This window comes from Pseudomonas sp. MF7453, assembly GCF_016405455.1.
Lineage (GTDB): Bacteria > Pseudomonadota > Gammaproteobacteria > Pseudomonadales > Pseudomonadaceae > Aquipseudomonas > Aquipseudomonas paralactis.
This window is the reverse complement of record NZ_JAEKCN010000023.1, coordinates 41065-58397: the sequence shown is the minus strand read 5'-3', so window position 1 is coordinate 58397 and position 17333 is coordinate 41065. Positions and strand designations below refer to the sequence as shown.

16 protein-coding genes and 1 pseudogene are annotated in these 17333 nt (G+C 60.4%); 8 read left to right on the top strand and 9 right to left on the bottom strand.

Annotated elements, in window-relative coordinates:
- Positions 1-3: 3 nt before the first annotated feature.
- The 4 genes from proB to rplU form a co-directional block, all read right to left on the bottom strand.
- Entirely contained in the window at positions 4-1122 is a 1119-nt protein-coding gene (gene proB, locus JFT63_RS26440) for a glutamate 5-kinase (protein ID WP_057013120.1), read from the bottom strand.
- Positions 1123-1231: 109 nt separating this feature from the next.
- Positions 1232-2455, bottom strand: a complete 1224-nt coding sequence (cgtA, locus tag JFT63_RS26435; protein ID WP_005791308.1) for an Obg family GTPase CgtA — start codon at positions 2453-2455, stop codon at positions 1232-1234.
- Positions 2456-2647: 192 nt separating this feature from the next.
- Positions 2648-2905 (bottom strand): 50S ribosomal protein L27, encoded by a 258-nt coding sequence (gene rpmA, locus JFT63_RS26430; protein ID WP_003176049.1) that lies wholly within the window; start codon positions 2903-2905, stop codon positions 2648-2650.
- Between the two features lie 34 nt (positions 2906-2939).
- Complete coding sequence (rplU, locus tag JFT63_RS26425; RefSeq protein ID WP_003176051.1) at positions 2940-3254, bottom strand: 50S ribosomal protein L21; 315 nt, start codon at positions 3252-3254, stop codon at positions 2940-2942.
- Between the two features lie 239 nt (positions 3255-3493).
- Between rplU and JFT63_RS26420 the strand changes: the two genes are divergently transcribed.
- The 3 genes from JFT63_RS26420 (at position 3494) to JFT63_RS26410 (ending at position 5392) form a co-directional block, all read left to right on the top strand.
- Complete coding sequence (locus JFT63_RS26420) at positions 3494-4462, top strand: polyprenyl synthetase family protein (protein ID WP_057703971.1); 969 nt, start codon at positions 3494-3496, stop codon at positions 4460-4462.
- A 170-nt stretch (positions 4463-4632) separates the two neighbouring features.
- A complete protein-coding gene (locus JFT63_RS26415) occupies positions 4633-4974 on the top strand; it encodes a zinc ribbon domain-containing protein YjdM (RefSeq protein WP_057703972.1) in 342 nt (113 codons plus the stop codon).
- 160 nt (positions 4975-5134) lie between these two features.
- A complete protein-coding gene (locus tag JFT63_RS26410) occupies positions 5135-5392 on the top strand; it encodes a PA4570 family protein (RefSeq protein WP_005791321.1) in 258 nt (85 codons plus the stop codon).
- A gap of 60 nt (positions 5393-5452) precedes the next feature.
- Here the strand turns inward: JFT63_RS26410 and JFT63_RS26405 are convergent, their stop codons facing one another.
- Together JFT63_RS26405 and JFT63_RS26400 are read right to left on the bottom strand one after the other, a co-directional pair.
- Positions 5453-6070 (bottom strand): FKBP-type peptidyl-prolyl cis-trans isomerase, encoded by a 618-nt coding sequence (locus tag JFT63_RS26405; RefSeq protein WP_014719893.1) that lies wholly within the window; start codon positions 6068-6070, stop codon positions 5453-5455.
- A 104-nt stretch (positions 6071-6174) separates the two neighbouring features.
- Positions 6175-7398: an OprD family porin gene (locus JFT63_RS26400; RefSeq protein WP_442963722.1), complete on the bottom strand. Its 1224-nt coding sequence runs from the start codon at positions 7396-7398 to the stop codon at positions 6175-6177.
- Positions 7399-7581: 183 nt separating this feature from the next.
- Between JFT63_RS26400 and JFT63_RS26395 the strand changes: the two genes are divergently transcribed.
- The 5 genes and pseudogenes from JFT63_RS26395 to JFT63_RS30160 all read left to right on the top strand — a co-directional run bounded on the left by JFT63_RS26395 (position 7582) and on the right by JFT63_RS30160 (position 13948).
- The gene (locus JFT63_RS26395) at positions 7582-8478 is read left to right on the top strand and encodes a LysR family transcriptional regulator (RefSeq protein WP_198845094.1); all 897 of its coding nucleotides are present in this window, start codon (positions 7582-7584) and stop codon (positions 8476-8478) included.
- Positions 8479-8585: 107 nt separating this feature from the next.
- On the top strand, positions 8586-10013 hold the full coding sequence (locus JFT63_RS26390) for a YfcC family protein (RefSeq protein ID WP_198845093.1): 1428 nt from the start codon (positions 8586-8588) through the stop codon (positions 10011-10013).
- A 19-nt stretch (positions 10014-10032) separates the two neighbouring features.
- Positions 10033-11862: a CocE/NonD family hydrolase gene (locus JFT63_RS26385; RefSeq protein WP_198845101.1), complete on the top strand. Its 1830-nt coding sequence runs from the start codon at positions 10033-10035 to the stop codon at positions 11860-11862.
- A gap of 166 nt (positions 11863-12028) precedes the next feature.
- Positions 12029-13045: pseudogene (locus JFT63_RS30165) on the top strand (methyl-accepting chemotaxis protein); the annotation flags it as partial.
- 39 nt (positions 13046-13084) lie between these two features.
- Complete coding sequence (locus tag JFT63_RS30160) at positions 13085-13948, top strand: methyl-accepting chemotaxis protein (protein WP_370706066.1); 864 nt, start codon at positions 13085-13087, stop codon at positions 13946-13948.
- A 642-nt stretch (positions 13949-14590) separates the two neighbouring features.
- Here the strand turns inward: JFT63_RS30160 and JFT63_RS26375 are convergent.
- From JFT63_RS26375 to JFT63_RS26365, 3 genes are read right to left on the bottom strand one after another with little or no spacing between them, the layout of a single operon-like run.
- Positions 14591-14959, bottom strand: a complete 369-nt coding sequence (locus JFT63_RS26375) for a glyoxalase superfamily protein (RefSeq protein WP_057703974.1) — start codon at positions 14957-14959, stop codon at positions 14591-14593.
- Between the two features lie 29 nt (positions 14960-14988).
- Positions 14989-16452, bottom strand: a complete 1464-nt coding sequence (locus tag JFT63_RS26370) for an N-acyl-D-amino-acid deacylase family protein (protein WP_198845091.1) — start codon at positions 16450-16452, stop codon at positions 14989-14991.
- A gap of 1 nt (position 16453) precedes the next feature.
- Positions 16454-17314: a MurR/RpiR family transcriptional regulator gene (locus tag JFT63_RS26365; RefSeq protein WP_198845090.1), complete on the bottom strand. Its 861-nt coding sequence runs from the start codon at positions 17312-17314 to the stop codon at positions 16454-16456.
- Positions 17315-17333: the final 19 nt, after the last annotated feature.

Sequence of the window (17333 nt, the reverse complement as noted above, 5' to 3'; positions counted from 1 at the left end):
CGTTTAAACCAGGATGAGGTTATCGCGGTGCACCAGTTCAGGTTCCGCCATATACCCCAAGAGTCCGACAATCGCGTCAGACGATTGTCCAATAATCTTCTGTGCCTCTAGGGCGCTGTAGTTGGCCAGGCCACGGGCAATCTCGCGGCCGTCCGGCGCGACGCACACCACCATTTCGCCACGGCGGAAGCTGCCCTGTACCAACTTGACACCCACCGGCAACAGGCTCTTGTTGCCCTGGGACAACGCCGACACCGCACCCGCATCCAGCACCAATGTACCCCGGGTTTGCAGATGCCCGGCCAGCCACTGCTTGCGCGCTGCCAACATGCCGCGTTCCGGCGACAGCAGCGTACCAATGCGCTCACCGGCCTTGAGGCGATCCAGCACGCGCTCCAGGCGCCCGCCGACGATGATGGTATGGGCACCGGAACGCGCAGCCAAGCGCGCGGCGCGCAGTTTGGTCTGCATACCGCCACGGCCCAGAGCGCCGCCGACGCTGCCAGCGACCGCATCCAGTGCAGGGTCATCGGCACGGGCTTCGTAGATCAATTGAGCATCGGGGTTGTTGCGCGGGTCGGCGTCGAACATCCCGTCGCGGTCGGTGAGTATCACCAGCAGGTCGGCTTCCACCAGGTTGGCCACCAGCGCAGCCAGGGTGTCGTTGTCGCCGAAACGGATTTCGTCGGTGACCACGGTATCGTTTTCGTTGATGACAGGGATGACCTTGAGTTCCACCAGGGCGCGCAAGGTGCTGCGGGCGTTGAGGTAGCGTTTGCGGTCGGACAGGTCGTCGTGGGTCAGCAGGATCTGCGCCGTGTGGCGGCCGTGCTCGGCAAAGCTGGACTCCCAGGCTTGCACCAGGCCCATCTGGCCGATGGCGGCGGCGGCTTGCAGTTCGTGCATCGCGCTGGGTCGCGCGGTCCAGCCGAGGCGGCTCATCCCGGCGGCAACCGCCCCGGACGACACCAGCACCAGTTCGACACCGGCCTCATGCAAGGCCACCATCTGCTCGACCCAGACGCTCATGGCTGCACGATCCAACCCCTTGCCATCGGCCGTCAGCAACGCACTGCCGATCTTCACGACCCAGCGCTGCGCACCTGTCACTTTGCTCCGCATCATCTTCAACCTTAAAGTGAGGGCCGCGCGACCCAGCGCCGCCCATAACGTTATACCCGGATACCAAAACGCCGCTCCAGGGAGCGGCGTTCAAGTTTATCGCAACGAATCAATCGCGCACGTAAATGATTTCCGGACCGTCTTCATCATCCACGTCTTCTTCGTCCCAATCATCGTCGCCGATGTCGTGGACCGACTTCACGCCGCTGCGGCGCAGTGCACGCTGGTCGTCCAGAGCCTGCAACTGGGCACGGGCTTCGTCTTCGATCTGCTGGTCAAGCTCAGCGAGCTCGGCCTTGAATACCGGGTCGGCCGCCAGGCGGTCGGCACGGTCTTCCAGATAACGCATGATGTCGCGGGTCAGGCGCTCGGTGCCTTCTTTGGCGATGGCCGAGATCACGTAGACCGGACCTTCCCACTCCAGGCGGTCGACGATTTCCTTGACGCGCTCTTCGTGCTCTTCTTCCAGAATCTGGTCGCACTTGTTCAGTACCAGCCAGCGATCACGCTCGGCCAGGGCCGGGCTGAACTTGGTCAGCTCGCTGACGATGACTTCGGCGGCATCGGCGGCACTGGTGTCATCCAGCGGCGCCATGTCGACGAGGTGCAGCAGCAAACGGGTGCGGGACAAGTGCTTGAGGAAGCGAATCCCCAGGCCGGCGCCGTCGGAAGCGCCTTCGATCAGGCCAGGAATATCGGCCACCACGAAGCTTTTCCAGCGGTCGACGCTGACCACGCCCAGGTTTGGCACCAGGGTGGTGAACGGGTAGTCGGCGACTTTCGGCTTGGCGGCCGATACCGAGCGGATGAAGGTACTTTTACCGGCGTTCGGCAGGCCCAACAGGCCCACGTCGGCGAGGACTTTCATTTCCAGCTTCAGGTCACGCTGTTCGCCCGGCTTGCCCGGCGTGGTCTGGCGTGGTGCACGGTTGGTACTGGACTTGAATCGGGTGTTACCCAGACCGTGCCAGCCGCCCTGCACAACCATCAGTTTCTGGCCGGCCTTGGTCAGGTCGCCAATCACTTCCTGGGTCGCGGAGTCGATGATCGTGGTGCCGACCGGTACGCGCAGTACCAGGTCTTCACCTTTTTTGCCGGTGCAGTCGGTGCTGCCGCCGTTGGAGCCACGCTCGGCATCGAAGTGCCGGGTGTAACGGTAGTCGACCAGGGTGTTGAGGTTTTCGTCGGCCATCATGTAGATGGAACCGCCGTCACCGCCGTCACCGCCGTTTGGACCACCGTTTTCGATGAATTTTTCGCGACGGAAACTCATGCAACCGTTACCGCCGTCGCCTGCTTTTACTCGGATGGAAACTTCATCAACGAACTTCATAACAAAACGCCTCTCGCCGCATGGACGAGCTTAAGAAACCAAGACATAAGACTCTTGCAAAAATGAGCGCAGCGACCTCAATCAGCGACCGCAAACCTGCGCCTGAGCTCATCACAAACAGCTTTGCAAGAGACTCACTCCACAAACGAAAAAGCCCCGTCGCAAGACAGGGCTTTTCCAGCGATCTCGCAATTAAGCTGCGACAACGCTCACGTAACGGCGGTTGAACGCGCCCTTTACTTCGAACTTGATCACGCCTTCGATTTTAGCGAAGAGGGTGTGATCTTTACCCATGCCAACACCGTAACCGGCGTGGAATTGGGTGCCGCGCTGACGCACGATGATGTTGCCCGGAATGATTTTCTGGCCGCCATACATCTTCACGCCAAGGCGTTTGGCTTCTGAGTCGCGACCGTTACGGGTACTACCACCAGCTTTTTTGTGTGCCATGAGTCAATTCTCCTAGTGAGGAATTAGGCTGAAATTAAGCCTGAATACCGGTGATTTTGATCTCGGTGTACCACTGGCGGTGGCCCATACGCTTCATGTGGTGCTTACGACGACGGAACTTGATGATGCGGACTTTATCGTGACGACCTTGGGAGATCACTTCAGCCACAACGGTAGCGCCAGCAACAACTGGAGCGCCGATGTTCACGTCATCGCCATTGGCGACCAACAGAACGCGATCAAAAGTAACGGATTCGCCAGTAGCGATTTCCAGTTTTTCGATCTTCAGGTATTCACCTGGGGCGACTTTGTATTGCTTGCCACCAGTAACAATTACTGCGTACGACATGGTATTTCTCCGATAATCCTGCTCACCCAGCGCTTTATAAGAAGAGGTATTGGCTGGCATGGCTGCATGGGATGGACGTCCCGAATGCAATTGCGTAAGGCAGGTGCTGCCCAGGAAGTTCAGGGTGCGCGATTGTACGCAAGGTAAATGGGTGTTGCAAGGGGCCGTCTATCGCGCCTTGACACCCGGGGGTGAGGGTCCTAGCATGCCGCGCAACCCTTCTGGAGCGACTGTCGCTGATGCAACCCCAAGCTTTCTACCGCGCGGTCGCGGACGATTTTAGCGCCGTCGACGGCATCATCAAGCAGCAGCTGACGTCTAAAGTGCCGCTGGTCTCCAAAATTGGCGACTATATTACGTCGGCGGGCGGTAAACGCCTGCGTCCTTTATTAGTGCTGCTGTGTGGCAAGGCGCTGGGCCGCGAAGGCGACGATCTGCGTTTGCTGGCCGCGACCATCGAGTTCCTGCACACCGCCACCCTGCTGCATGACGACGTGGTCGACATGTCCGGTATGCGCCGTGGCCGCGAGACCGCCAATGCCATGTGGGGCAACGCGCCCAGCGTATTGGTGGGCGACTTCCTGTACTCGCGCTCGTTCGAAATGATGGTCGAACTGGGCTCGATGCCGGTGATGAAGATTCTTTCACAGGCCACGCGCATCATCGCCGAAGGCGAAGTGTTGCAGCTGTCCAAGGTCCGCGACGCCAGCACCACCGAAGAAACCTATATGGAAGTAATTCGCGGCAAAACCGCGATGCTCTTCGAAGCCTCTACCCACAGTGCTGCCGCGCTGTGTGGCGCCACCGCCGAACAGGCCGAAGCCCTGCGTACCTTTGGTGATCACCTGGGCGTGGCGTTCCAACTGGTGGATGACCTGCTCGACTACAAGGGCGATGCCGAAACCCTGGGCAAGAACGTCGGTGACGACCTGGCCGAGGGTAAGCCGACCTTGCCGCTGATCTACACCATGCGCGAAGGCACGCCGGAACAGGCCGCCCTGGTGCGCAAGGCGATCCAGAAAGGTGGGATCGAAGACCTGGAGGCCATCCGCGCCGCCGTAGAAGCCTCGGGTTCCCTGGAGTACACCGCCCAATTGGCGCGTGACTACGTGGCGCGGGCGATCACATGCCTGGAAGCGCTGCCGGCCAGTGAATACCGGGATGCCCTGGTTGAGCTGAGTGAGTTTGCGGTCGCCCGTACTCACTGATTCCGCGCTGTTTAATGTGGGAGCTGGCTTGCCTGCGATGACTGTAGTGAACTCACTGCCGCTATCGCAGGCAAGCCAGCTCCCACATTAGGACGAGTCCAACCCCACCCGCGTTTAAAACCCTATATAATGTGCGACTTTTAGCCATCCCTGACTTTCTAGGAGCTTTAGTGAGCACGTTGCCTCCCTGCCCAAAATGCAATTCCGAATACACCTATGAAGACGGCGCCCAGCTGGTCTGCCCGGAATGCGCCCATGAATGGTCCGCCACTGGCGAGGCCGAAGTGGCTGGCGATGAAACCGTGAAGAAGGACTCTGTGGGCAATGTCCTGCAGGACGGCGACACCATCACCGTGATCAAGGACCTCAAGGTCAAGGGCACCTCCCTGGTGGTCAAGGTCGGCACCAAGGTCAAGAACATCCGCCTGTGCGACGGCGACCATGATATCGACTGCAAGATCGACGGTATCGGCCCGATGAAGCTCAAGTCCGAATTCGTGCGCAAAGTCTGATCCTGCTGCATTCCATCCCGCGCCCGCCGCGGGATGGCGTTTCGCCCTCCCCGTTGATCGAACGCAATATCCACACAGAAAAAACCAGAAATAGCCAATAGACCCTTGCTATTCTACGAATAAGAATTATTCTCATCGAAACCCATCAAGGAGAACGACCATGACTTATTTGATAGATGCCTGGCTGGATCGCCCACACCCTTACCTGCGAATCCTGCATCGCGAAACCGGCGAAGTCTGCGCGGTGCTTGAGGAAGAAGCGCTGAACGAACTACAGGACCAGGGTGATCTGGACGTAAATGGCCTGAGTTCCAGTGAGCCTGGGGTACTGAAGGAAGTGGTGAGGAATTTGTTTCTGTTCTGCTACGCCCGAGCATTGCGCCCGGCGACCGATTTGAATGGCAAGTTCCATCCATGACGAAACTGGCAAATGCCTGTTGGGGCGAACGCGTTCGTCCCAACAGGTAACCTGCAGGTCTTACAGAACGTCGAGCAGCTCGACGTCGAATACCAGAACGCTGTGCGGCGGGATGCTGCCAACGCCTTGAGCGCCGTAAGCCAGTTCGCTCGGCACGTACAGGCGCCATTTGCTGCCGGCATTCATCAGTTGCAGGGCTTCGGTCCAGCCGGCGATCACGCCGCCAACCGGGAATTCCGCAGGCTGGCCGCGCTCGTAGGAGCTGTCGAACACAGTGCCGTCGATCAAGGTGCCGTGGTAGTGGGTACGCACTTGATCTTCACGGGTCGGCTTGGCGCCGGTGCCGGCAGTCAGCACTTCAAATTGCAGGCCGGAAGCCAGGGTGGTGATGCCATCACGCTTGGCGTTTTCAGCCAGGAATGCCAGGCCGGCACCCGCGGCGGCTTCAGCCTTGGCAGCGGCTTCGGCTTGCATGATCTCGCGGATCACCTTGAAGCTGGCAGCCATTTGCTCCTGGTCAACACGGCTCGGCTGGCCTGCAAATGCGTCGGTCAGGCCGGCCAGGATTGCGTCCAGGCTCACGCCCGGTGGCGGGTTGTCGCGCAGTTGGTCACCCAACTGACGGCCGATACCGTAGCTGACGCGGGTTTCGTCGGTGGACAGATTAACTTCGGACATGAAGAGGCTCCGCTGTAGGACAACAGGGTTTCCCGCGCTGCCCAGAACTAAAAGGGCCCGCAGACTAGCACACAAGAGCAGCCCATGATCAGCCCCCTCCCCGACTACCAGAGCGCCAGGTCGTAGGTCAGGTACAACCGGTAGTTGTCCCGATCACTGGCATAAGTCGAGCGGTAAGTGGCCTTGCGCAACTCCACGCCCAGTCCTTTGAACGTGCTGTCCTGGACCACATAGCGCAGATTCGTGTCGGACTCCCACTCACGCGCCTCGCGCCCTTTGAACTCGCCGTTTTGCCCTTTGTAGTAGCGGGTCATGAAACTCAAACCCGGCAGTACCGCCGTCAAGTCATAGTCGTAGCGCAGCATCCATGTCTGCTCACCAGACTGGATGAACTTGCCAACACCGGCGTTACTGAAGGAATACACCGTCGACACGCTGGCATACGGCAACGCTGTGTCGCCGCTGACTTTCTGATAACCAACACCCAGCGCCTGCGGGCCCAGGCGGTAAGTGAACAGACCGCTGAACATGTCACTGTCGACCTCGCCGTTACGCGCCTCACCCGCTTCGTTACTAATGAAGTAGCGCAAGTCGCTGGTCAGTGTGCCGCTGCCCAACGGCTGCTTATGCACCAGGCCAAAGAATTGCTGGCGATAGAATTGGCGCATTTCACCGTAGTACCAGGTGCCGCTGAGCTTCGGCGTAAACGCGTAGCTAGCGCCGGCAAAATCGAAATCACTACCCTTTTTTCCGCTGTAGCCCTGGGGATAAATATCCACACTGTCAGTGGAGTTACGCAACTTGAATTTGTCCAGGTGCCCAGCGTGCAGGTACAGGTCACGAATACCACTGTATTCCACTTGTGTGCCTTGGAAGGTCTGCGGTAACAAGCGGCCATCGTTGTGCACCAGCACCGGGATTTTCGGCAGCAACGTGCCGGTTTTCACCACTGCATCGCCCCAGCGTATCTTGGCCGTGACGCCCAGGCTGGAAAACTCACTGGCCGCATGACCATCGTCGTGCACAGGTAACAAGCCCGTCCCGGCGTGCGTCGGGCTGGAGTCGAGACGCAGGCCCGCCAGCCCCAGGGCATCCAGGCCAAAACCCACGGTGCCCTCGGTATAACCAGACTGAAGATTAAGCAGAAAACCCTGAGCCCATTCCTTGCGGTCTTCACCACCGTCGCGGTAACCGTCGTTGAAGTAGAAATTGCGCAAGGTCAATCGGCCGTGGGAATCCTCCCAGAAACCCTGGGCCATCAATGTTGGAGACAGGCTCGCCAGCAGCCCCGCCGAGACCATTCCCCCTTTCGTGAAAAACTCACGCATAAACCATTCCTCAATGCCGTGTTGTGTTTTTTATGGGCAGTTGCACCGCGCGGCAGGCTGGACGGCATGTCGCGTTGGAGCGGACACTAACGGCTCGTCGACAGCCCCACAACGTTATGCGAGAAGCGCATCAGGCTATGCGTGAAGTACCGGCCGCCCTTCCCAACCGACAGGAAAAACACGGTGAATCTCAAGCAACTCGAAGCCTTCAAAGCGATCATGGCCACCGGCTCGACCATCGGCGCAGCAACGCGCATGGGCCTGTCGCAATCGGCGGTCAGTCGCCTGCTGAGCCAGTTGGAAGAGCATTTGGGTTTTGCCTTGTTCCTGCGCAAGAAGGGCCGCCTGATGGCGACGCCCGAAGCCGAGGAACTGCTCGCCGAAGTCGCCGGACTGGTGGATGGCATGCAACGAATCCAGCGCCTGGCCGACGAAATGCGCGTGGGCCGCTCACGCAAGAGCCTGCTCAAGGTCGGGGTGCCCACCAGCATGACCCAGGAGCTGTTGCCGCGCATCGTGGCGCAGTTTCTCAAGGAGCATGACGACATTGTCGTGGAACTGCTGACCGGTTCTTACGACACGATCGAGCGTGCGGTGCTGGACCGTTCCGCCGACCTGGGCTTTGTACGCCTGCCCACGGAAATACCTGACTTCGATGTCGAGCCGGTGCTGCAAACCGAAGGCGTCTGCGTGATGCCCGCCGACCATCCGCTGACCCGTCACGCCTGCATCGAAGTGCAGCATCTGCGCGATGTGCCGTTGGTGATGCTCGGCCGGCAACGGGCATTGCGGGCCGAGCTGAACCAGGTGTTTCGTGCCGCCAACCTCACGCCGCAGGTGCGGGTCGAGGTGCACTCGGTCGGGGCTGCGTGCAGCTTCGTTGCCGAGGGGCTGGGGGTGTCGATCGTCAATGGTCTGCTGGCCAGCCACTTCCGGCACTTGCCCATCGTCACCCGCCCGTTTCGCCCGGCGCTGCCCTACGCATTCGGCCTGGCGTTTCGCGCCAATGAGCCCAGGTCGCAGCTGGTGAACGCGTTTGCCGAGCATCTCAAGCAGCGTCTGTCCGCACAAAACGCATAGCCCAACCCAACCCACGCATAACGTTGTCGCCGCGAAAACTTTGCCCTAGTGTCCGCCCCACACGTGTCACCCCTATAACAATAACGGCGCAAGCCGGGGCCACTAGCATGAGCGAATCCCAGAGCATCCCCACCCAAGCAGCGGTGGGAAATACCACGCAACGCAAGCAGATCAATCCCGCCATCATCCTGCTGAGTATCGTCCTGCTCGCAGTGGCGTTTACCTACGCCGTGAACTCGGGCACGTTCCAGCGCCAGAATGGCCTGGTGATCCCGGGCTCTTACCAGGTGCTGGAAAAACACGACTCCCTGAGCCAACTGTTCGCAATGGAACCACGCAAAGCCGGCCACACCGTGGCGCGCCCGGTGTCCCTGGTGGAAGGCTTCATGGCGATTCCCCAGGGCATCGAGAAGCGTGCGGCACTGATTTTCATGGTGCTGTTCATCGGTGGCATGTTCGGCGTACTGAACAAGGCCGGGGTGATCGACGCCGGGCTGGAGCGCATGCTGGGTCTGACACGGGGCAATATCTATGTGCTGGTGCCGTGCCTGATGCTGGTGTTTTCCGCCGGCAGTACCTTCATGGGGCTGGCCAAGGAATTTATTCTCATCGTGCCGTTGATGGTTGCCATGGCTAATCGCCTGGGGCTGTCGAACCTGATCGGGCTGGCCATCGTCACGATCTCAGTCAAGATCGGCTACCTGGCCTCGATATCCAATCCAGTGGCGCTGTCCGTGGCCCAGCCGATGGTCGGGCTGCCGATCTTCAGTGGCCTGAGCATGCGTGTGCTCGCCTACTGCAGCTTCCTGCTGGTGGGCATTGCCTTCGTGCTGTGGAGTATTCGCAAGCACGGTTACGATGCCACGGCGCAGATCACTTTCGAAAGTACGCCGTTGCCCCTGCGCCATCTGATCAACCTGATCGTACTGCTGACGGGCATCGCTTTCCTGGTCTACGCCTCCAACCGCTGGGGCTGGAAATACCACGAGCTGTCGGCGTTCTACCTGCTGCTGACGCTGGCCTTCAGCGTGATCGCCGGGCTCGGCGCCAGCGTTGCCGCCAGTGCTTTTGTCGATGGAATGAAGAAGGTGCTGATCGCCGGCGTGCTGATCGGTCTGGCTACCGCCGTGGAGATCATCCTCAGTACCGGCCAGGTCCTGGACACCATCGTCAACAGCCTGGCCAACCTGGTGGGCGACCATGGTCCGATCGTGTCGGCCTACGGCATGTTCTTCGCACAACTGGGGCTGGATGTGCTGATCCCATCCACCTCCGGCCAGGCGGCGGTAACCATGCCGATCTTCGGGCCCTTGGGTCAGTTGTCCGGCGTCAGCCCGCAGACCACGGTGTTCGCATTTCTGATGGGCAATGGCCTGACCAACATGATCACCCCCACGTCCAGCGGTCTGCTGGTGCTGTTGGCCACCGCCAATGTCGGTTGGGGCCAATGGGCGCGCTACATCCTGCCGCTGTTCCTGATCTACGCCGTGCTGGCGATGGTGTTGCTGGCCATTGCGGTAACAAGCGGGTACTGAATCGATGAGTGTTCTCCCCATGCATATTCTGCACAACCAAATGATCCGGATGCGTGACGGCATCCACCTGGCCACTGACATCTATGTGCCGGAGGACAGCAATGGGCCGTTTCCGGTGGTGATCGAGCGCACGCCCTACGACAAGAGCAAACCCTCCCGCTCGGAAAAACAGCTCGACGGCCAACACATCTCCCGTGAGCAAATGGCCGCACGGTTTACCGAGCAAGGCTTTGTCGCAATTTTCCAGGACTGCCGTGGCCGCTACGCCTCCGAAGGCACATTCACCAAATACACCGCCGAGGGCGAAGACGGTTTCGACACCCTGGCCTGGATCGTCCAACAGCCCTGGTGCAACGGCAAGATCGGTAGCATGGGCTTGTCTTATGCTGCCCACACACAACTGGCGATGGCCTGCCTGCACCCGCCGGGCCTGAGCAGCATGGTGCTCGACAGCGGCGGCTTCGCCAACGCCTACCATTGCGGGATTCGCCAGGGCGGCGCCTTCGAACTCAAGCAGGCCACCTGGGCCTTTCGCCAGGCCAAGGAAAGCCCTGCTGCCCTGGCCGACCCGTTGGTTCGTGAAGCGCTGGAACAGGAAGATATTTATCAGTGGTTCAAGCGTATGCCATGGCAACCCGGGCAATCGCCCCTGCGCCATGTGCCGGAATATGAAGCCTATGTGTTGGAGCAATGGGCTCAGGGCACCTTCGGTGAGTATTGGCAAAAGTCTGGCCTCTATGCCGAAGGTCACTACGCACAACTGCCCGATATCCCGGTGCTGTTCATGTCCAGTTGGTACGACGCCTACGTCAGTTCGACCCTGGCCAATTACCGCGCCTTCACACTCCAAGGTACGGCCAGCCAACGACTGGTGATGGGCCCGTGGCTGCACGGCGACCGTAATATCAGCCACAGCGGCGATGTGGAATTCGGCCCGCAAGCCGCCTTTGACGGCCAGGTCGATCAGGATTGGCTCAGTTGCCGACTGGCCTGGTTCGAGCAATCCCTCAAGCCGTCGCCGCGAACCACAACGGCCAGCGTACAGGTATTTCTGATGGGGGGCGGCAGCGGTAACCGCGACGAAAACGGGCGCCTGCACCATGGCGGCCGCTGGCTGCACACCACGCAATGGCCGCTGCCCGGCAGCCAAACACTGACCCTCTATCTGAATGCACACAGGCAGTTGAGCCACACGGCACCTGTCGAGGCTGACGCCCACTTGAGTTACCGCGCCGACCCGGCCCACCCGGTCCCGACCATCGGCGGCGCGCTAACCTCCGGTGCCCCCGTGTTTGTCGGCGGAGCCTTCGATCAACGGGAGCGCCTCGATTTTTTCGGCACCCAAGGGGACAACCGTCCCCTGGCCCAGCGCGATGACGTGCTGGTGTTCCAGACCGAGCCGCTCGACGACGACCTGATCGTCGCCGGTGACGTGCAGATCGAGCTGTGGATCGACAGCGATGCACCCGACACCGACTTCACCGCCAAGCTGGTGGACGTGTACCCGCCCAGCGCCGACTATCCCGAGGGCTTTGCGATGAACATCACCGACGGCATCCGCCGCTGTCGTTATCGCAACTCATGGGAACAACCGACGGCCCTGACGCCGGGTGAGCGAGTGAAAGTGCTGATCGAGCCTTTCGCCACCTGCAACCTGTTCAAGCGCGGCCATCGGTTGCGCCTGGACATCGCCAGCAGCAATTTCCCGCGCTTTGACGTCAACCCCAACAGCGGCGAGCCTTCAGGCCAGGCCAGCCACCCTCGGGTTGCCCACAATAATGTGCATCTGAGCCACGCCGCCGCCTCCTGCCTCAGGCTTACCGTGGTGCCCAACACGGCGGAGTCCTGAGCGCATCGGATCGCCATTGCTGCACGGTAATGGCGACCCTTCGTCACCCCACAAGAAAAGTACTTCAGAATCATCCTTTGCCGCCGATACAGCCCTACACATCTTGGCTGGCTCAAACAACAACACACCGTCCAGCAGACAGACATCACTCTTCAAGGAGCTTTCGATGAACAGCTGGTTCGGTAACATCAGCGTCAATCTCAAACTCGGCCTGGGCTTTGGCCTGGTGCTGGTCCTCACCTCGATCCTGGCGCTCACCGGCTGGACCAGCCTGGGCGGCCTGATCGACCGCAGCAACTGGATGAGCGACATCACCCAGCTCAACGCCTCGCTGACCAAGCTGCGGATCGTACGCCTGCAATACATGCTGGCCAATGGCGACGAAGCCGTGGCGCAGAATGTGCAGACCAGCCTGGATGCCTTCGCAGCTCAACAACAGACATTGCTGGACAGCTTCAAGAGCCCGGAAAACCTCAAGCTGCTCAATGACCAGAAAGCCGTCATTACCGCTTACCGCCAGTCCCTGAACAAAATGCGCGAGGCCTACCGCAATGGCAACGCTGCGCGCGACGTCATGGGCGCCAAGGCCGATGTCGCCAACGCGCAAATCAATGCGCTGCAAACCAGTGTGCAGCAGGCGCCGGATAGCCCGGAACGCTTCACGCAATTTCTGGCCGTAACCCAAGCCAAGAATGAGTTCCAGCAAGCTCGCTACGAAGTGCGCGGCTATACCAATAGCCCCAACGCAGAAACCGAAGCCCGCGCTGCGGCGCAACTGGAAAAAGCCGTCGCCGGTTTGAAGGACCTCAGCGCGGCGTTCGGTACCGGTCAGCAAAGCGCATTGTCGGCCCTGGAAACCGCCCTCGGTGCCTACCGCAGCGCCGTGCAGAGCTACAAGGCAGCCAACGCCAACATCGTCACCGCCCGCGCCGAAATGACCACCCAGGGCGCCGATATCGTGACCATCAGCGACAAGCTGTACGACATTCAACTGGAACGTCGCGACGCTGAAAGCACCCAGGCCCGCAGCCTGCAATTGATCAGCACCTTGCTGGCTTTGCTGGTTGGCGTCATTGCCGCCTGGGTCATCACCCGTCAGATCACCCGCCCGATCCAGGACACCCTGGCGGTGGTAGAGCGCATCGCTTCGGGCGACTTGAGCCACAACATCCAGGTAACCCGCCGTGATGAGCTGGGCGTGCTGCAACAAGGCATCCAGCGCATGGGCACGACCCTGCGCGAGTTGATCAGCGGCATTCGTGATGGCGTGACTCAGATCGCCAGCGCCGCTGAAGAGCTATCGGCCGTAACCGAGCAAACCAGCGCCGGCGTGAACAGCCAGAAGATCGAGACCGATCAGGTCGCCACCGCCATGCATGAAATGACCGCCACCGTGCAGGAAGTTGCGCGCAATGCCGAGCAGGCGTCCCAAGCCGCCTCCGACGCCGACGGCCAGGCCCGCGAAGGCGACAAGGTGGTGGCCGAAGCCATCGCCCAGATCGAACGCCTGGCGGCCGAAGTCGCCCGCTCTACCGACGCCATGACGCACCTGCAACAAGAGAGCAACAAGATCGGCAGCGTGATGGACGTGATCAAGGCGGTGGCCGAACAGACCAACCTGCTGGCCCTGAACGCCGCCATTGAAGCCGCGCGTGCCGGTGAGGCCGGGCGTGGCTTCGCGGTGGTCGCCGACGAAGTACGCGGCCTGGCCCAGCGTACACAGAAATCCACCGAGGAAATCGAAGGCCTGGTGGCCGGCTTGCAGAACGGCACCCAACAAGTCGCCAGCGTGATGAACAACAGCCGCAGCCTGACCGACAGCAGCGTCGAACTGACGCGCAAGGCCGGGGTATCCCTGGAAAACATCACCCGCACCGTGTCGAATATCCAGTCGATGAACCAGCAGATTGCAGCGGCCGCCGAACAGCAAAGCGCTGTGGCCGAAGAGATCAGCCGCAGTATCGTGAATGTGCGGGATGTATCCGAACAGACTGCGACGGCCAGTGATGAGACAGCCAAGTCGAGCGTGGAACTGGCTCGCTTGGGTAGCCAGTTGCAGCAGATGGTCAGTCATTTCCGGGTTTAAAAAACCAAAAAAGCCGCCTCAATTTAAGCCGAGGCGGCTCCACTTCTCAGACCTTACTGGTCATCAAAGCTGTCCCGCAGGAATGTCCACACGTGATAAACACGTAGAGCATTCACTACGAGGTTCCACGTACGTCGTGCAAACTTAGACATACTCGGCCCTCCTAGAGTTGGGCCTTACCTCCAGCGCACTTACCGGAACACGTGAGCCTTTGGACGCGGGTCAATGCGTCCTTTGAGGTGGCCGGGCTAGTGGTCCTTCCGCATCAATCCGGCACGGATTACTAGCCCGTGGCGGTCAGTCCAGAATTCGCGCGCGTACCCGGCCCACCCAAAAGCGACAAACGCAGAACGGGGAAGATCCTAACCAACATTCCCGTCTAAGGTGTGTCTAACAGTGGTCAAATATCCAGTATCGCCCGATAGATTCATTGCAAGCTTTTGCAGTCAAAATCAGGCAAGAGAAAGATGCCTAAAGTATCCATGCCGGCCATCGCTCCGTCTTGCGTGACGACGTGACCGGCAGGTAGTATGCACCAGCGGGTCAATGCGTCCTTTGAGATAGCAAACCCCAGCCACTCACTGGGTTTGCAATAAAAAACCGCCCTACTAAGGCGGTTTTTTATTGCCTGCAATTTACCGCTCACCCCTCGCTGTCCTCGACAAACACCAGCCGATTCCCAAACGGGTCACGGATGCTCATCTCCCGCGAGCCCCAGGGCGTGTCCTCAACCCCAGGCTTGGCATATCGGTACTCTTTGCCCAGCAACTGCTGCTGATACGCATCGACCCCTTGGGCCTGAATTCGCACCGCCGCCCCCGGCGAAGCATCACCATGATGCTCGGACAAATGCAGCACGCATTCCCCCAGCGAGACCTGAAGGTACAACGGGAAATTCGCCTCGAAACGATGCTGCCAATCGACCTTGAACCCCAGGAAGTCGACGTAGAATTCCAAGGCTTTGACCTCGTCAAAAATCCGCAGAATGGGGACGACTTTTCCTAAGTGCATGGCGACAGCTCCGTATAAAAGAAGCCCCACTATAGAGCCGTAAACCCACCACGCAAATCCCCGTTACGCGCCAGGAACCGGCCTGCTCTCGCGCCGTTCGCCTGCCCATCGCGATAGGCCAATACGCCATTGACCCACACGCCATCAATCCCTTCAGCTGCGCGCTGCGGTGCGGTGAAATCCGCCACATCCCGCACCCGCAGGGGGTCGAACAACACCAGGTCGGCCCAGTAGCCTTCACGGATCTCGCCACGCTCGGCCAGCCCAAAGCGCGCCGCCGACAAGCCGGTCATCTTGTGCACCGCCGTGTGCAAAGGGAACAAGCCGACATCCCGACTGAAATGCCCGAGTACCCGTGGGAAGGCCCCCCACAAACGTGGATGAGGAAACGGGTCTTCAGGCAAGCCGTCCGAGCCCACCATCGACAGCGGATGCGCGAGGATGCGCCGAACGTCGCCCTCATCCATCCCGTAATACACCGCCCCTGCCGGCTGTAAACGGCGAGCGGCCTCCAACAGCGAAACGTTCCACTCGCCAGCGATGTCCTGCAAATCGCGCCCGCCCATGTGCGGGTGCGGTGTCGACCAGGTGATGGTGATGCGAAACGCGTCGGTGACCTGCTTGAGATCCAGGGTCGAGGAACTGGCAGCATAGGGATAGCAATCACAGCCCACCGGATGATTTTCCGCTGCGGCTTCCAGAGCCGCCAACAACTGCGGACTGCGCCCCCAATTACCGGCACCCGCGCATTTAAGGTGGGAAATAATCACCGGCACCCTGGCATGTCGACCGATCAGAAACGCCTCATCCATCGCCTCCAGCACCGGCTCGAACTCGCTGCGCAAATGCGTGGTGTACACCGCACCGTAGGCCGTCAGTTCCTCGACGAGTTGCAACACCTCATCAGTCTCGGCGTTGAATGCGCTGGCGTAGGCCAGGCCTGTGGATAACCCAAGGGCACCGGCCTCCAGGCTCTCTTGCAACTGCACGCGCATGGCCGCGATTTCATAGGGCGTGGCGGTGCGATGCAGGTCATCCATATGGTTGCTGCGCAATGCCGTGTGGCCGATCAAGGCAGCAACGTTCACTGCCGGATCGGCGCCTTGCACTGCGTGGCGATAATCGCTGAACCGCGGATAACAGAACTGCTCACGCTTGCCCAATAAGTTCATAGGGTCCGGCGGGTCGCTGCGCAAACTCACCGGCGAGGCGCTGATGCCACAATTGCCGACAATCACCGTGGTCACACCCTGACTGAGCTTGGGCAACATCTGCGGCTGGCGGATCACCACCGTGTCATCGTGGGTGTGCACGTCGATAAAACCCGGCGCCAATACGCGGCCATGAGCGTCGATGACTTGCTCGGCCCGGGCTGTGGACAAGTCGCCAATCGTGCGGATGCGCCCTGCGTGCACGCCCACATCGGCGACATACCCTGGGATGTTACTGCCATCGATGATCAGCGCCTGGCGAATCAGCGTGTCGTACGTCATATCAGTCTCCAAGCGGCAGGCTGTCAGGGCCGCCGCGGTAATCATCCAGGGCCAGTTTTATCCGGCGCAGGCGTTCCTGGTTGTCGTCCGGCAAGGCCAGCGCCAGCTCGGTGGCAAGCAGGTCGATGGCCAGTAACATGCCGTAGCGGGCGGCGGTGGGTTTGTAGATAAAACTGGTTTCCGCCGGTTGCAGCGGCAGCAGGACATCCGCTAATTCGGCCAGGGGAGAGTCCGCGAGGGTGATGGCAATGGTCCGAGCGTCGTAGTTGCGCGCCAGTTTCACCACATCCAGTAATTCAGGTGTGCGGCCGGTGAGGGAACAGACAATCAAGGCATGTTGCGGGCCCAGGGTCGCGGCCGTGACACGCATCATCACCGGGTCATGGCAGGCCGCAATCGGGTAGCCCAGACGCACCAGGCGCACCTGCAACTCATCGCTGCACAGGCTAGAGGGGCCGCCCATGCCGAACGCGTGAATCATCCGCGCCTTGCCCAGCAAAGTGACCGCATCGACAAAGCTGTGCTGGTTAAAACCTGACAAATGCTGGCGCAGCGTCGCTTCGATATCGCCCAGGATTTGCCGATGAAAGGCCGACTGTTCCGGCAACCCCGCCGGGTCCAGGAAGCGGCTGCCCACACCACTGGCCTGGGCCAGTTGCAGGCGCAAATCGCGCAAGTCACGGCAGCCGACGCTGCGGGCAAAACGCGACAAGGTCGCGGTGCTGACCTCGGCCCGCTGGGACAACGCCTCCAGGCTGGCCGAGGCGGCAAAGCCCACATCATCAAGCATCAACTTGGCGATACGCCCTTCGCCGGCGCTGAACGAGTCCTGGCGGGCGCGGATCTGGTAGAGGATGTCCATGCAGGCTCCGGTTATAGAA

Coding starts and splice junctions, on each gene's coding strand:
- rplU (WP_003176051.1), bottom strand. CDS start 3,254: ATGTCGTACGCAGTAATTGTTACTGGTGGCAAGCAATACAAAGTCGCC.
- JFT63_RS26370 (WP_198845091.1), bottom strand. CDS start 16,452: ATGACGTACGACACGCTGATTCGCCAGGCGCTGATCATCGATGGCAGT.
- rpmA (WP_003176049.1), bottom strand. CDS start 2,905: ATGGCACACAAAAAAGCTGGTGGTAGTACCCGTAACGGTCGCGACTCA.
- JFT63_RS26375 (WP_057703974.1), bottom strand. CDS start 14,959: ATGCACTTAGGAAAAGTCGTCCCCATTCTGCGGATTTTTGACGAGGTC.
- proB (WP_057013120.1), bottom strand. CDS start 1,122: ATGCGGAGCAAAGTGACAGGTGCGCAGCGCTGGGTCGTGAAGATCGGC.
- JFT63_RS26390 (WP_198845093.1), top strand. CDS start 8,586: ATGAGCGAATCCCAGAGCATCCCCACCCAAGCAGCGGTGGGAAATACC.
- JFT63_RS26400 (WP_442963722.1), bottom strand. CDS start 7,398: ATGCGTGAGTTTTTCACGAAAGGGGGAATGGTCTCGGCGGGGCTGCTG.
- cgtA (WP_005791308.1), bottom strand. CDS start 2,455: ATGAAGTTCGTTGATGAAGTTTCCATCCGAGTAAAAGCAGGCGACGGC.
- JFT63_RS26405 (WP_014719893.1), bottom strand. CDS start 6,070: ATGTCCGAAGTTAATCTGTCCACCGACGAAACCCGCGTCAGCTACGGT.
- JFT63_RS30160 (WP_370706066.1), top strand. CDS start 13,085: ATGGGCACGACCCTGCGCGAGTTGATCAGCGGCATTCGTGATGGCGTG.
- JFT63_RS26385 (WP_198845101.1), top strand. CDS start 10,033: ATGCATATTCTGCACAACCAAATGATCCGGATGCGTGACGGCATCCAC.
- JFT63_RS26410 (WP_005791321.1), top strand. CDS start 5,135: ATGACTTATTTGATAGATGCCTGGCTGGATCGCCCACACCCTTACCTG.
- JFT63_RS26420 (WP_057703971.1), top strand. CDS start 3,494: ATGCAACCCCAAGCTTTCTACCGCGCGGTCGCGGACGATTTTAGCGCC.
- JFT63_RS26365 (WP_198845090.1), bottom strand. CDS start 17,314: ATGGACATCCTCTACCAGATCCGCGCCCGCCAGGACTCGTTCAGCGCC.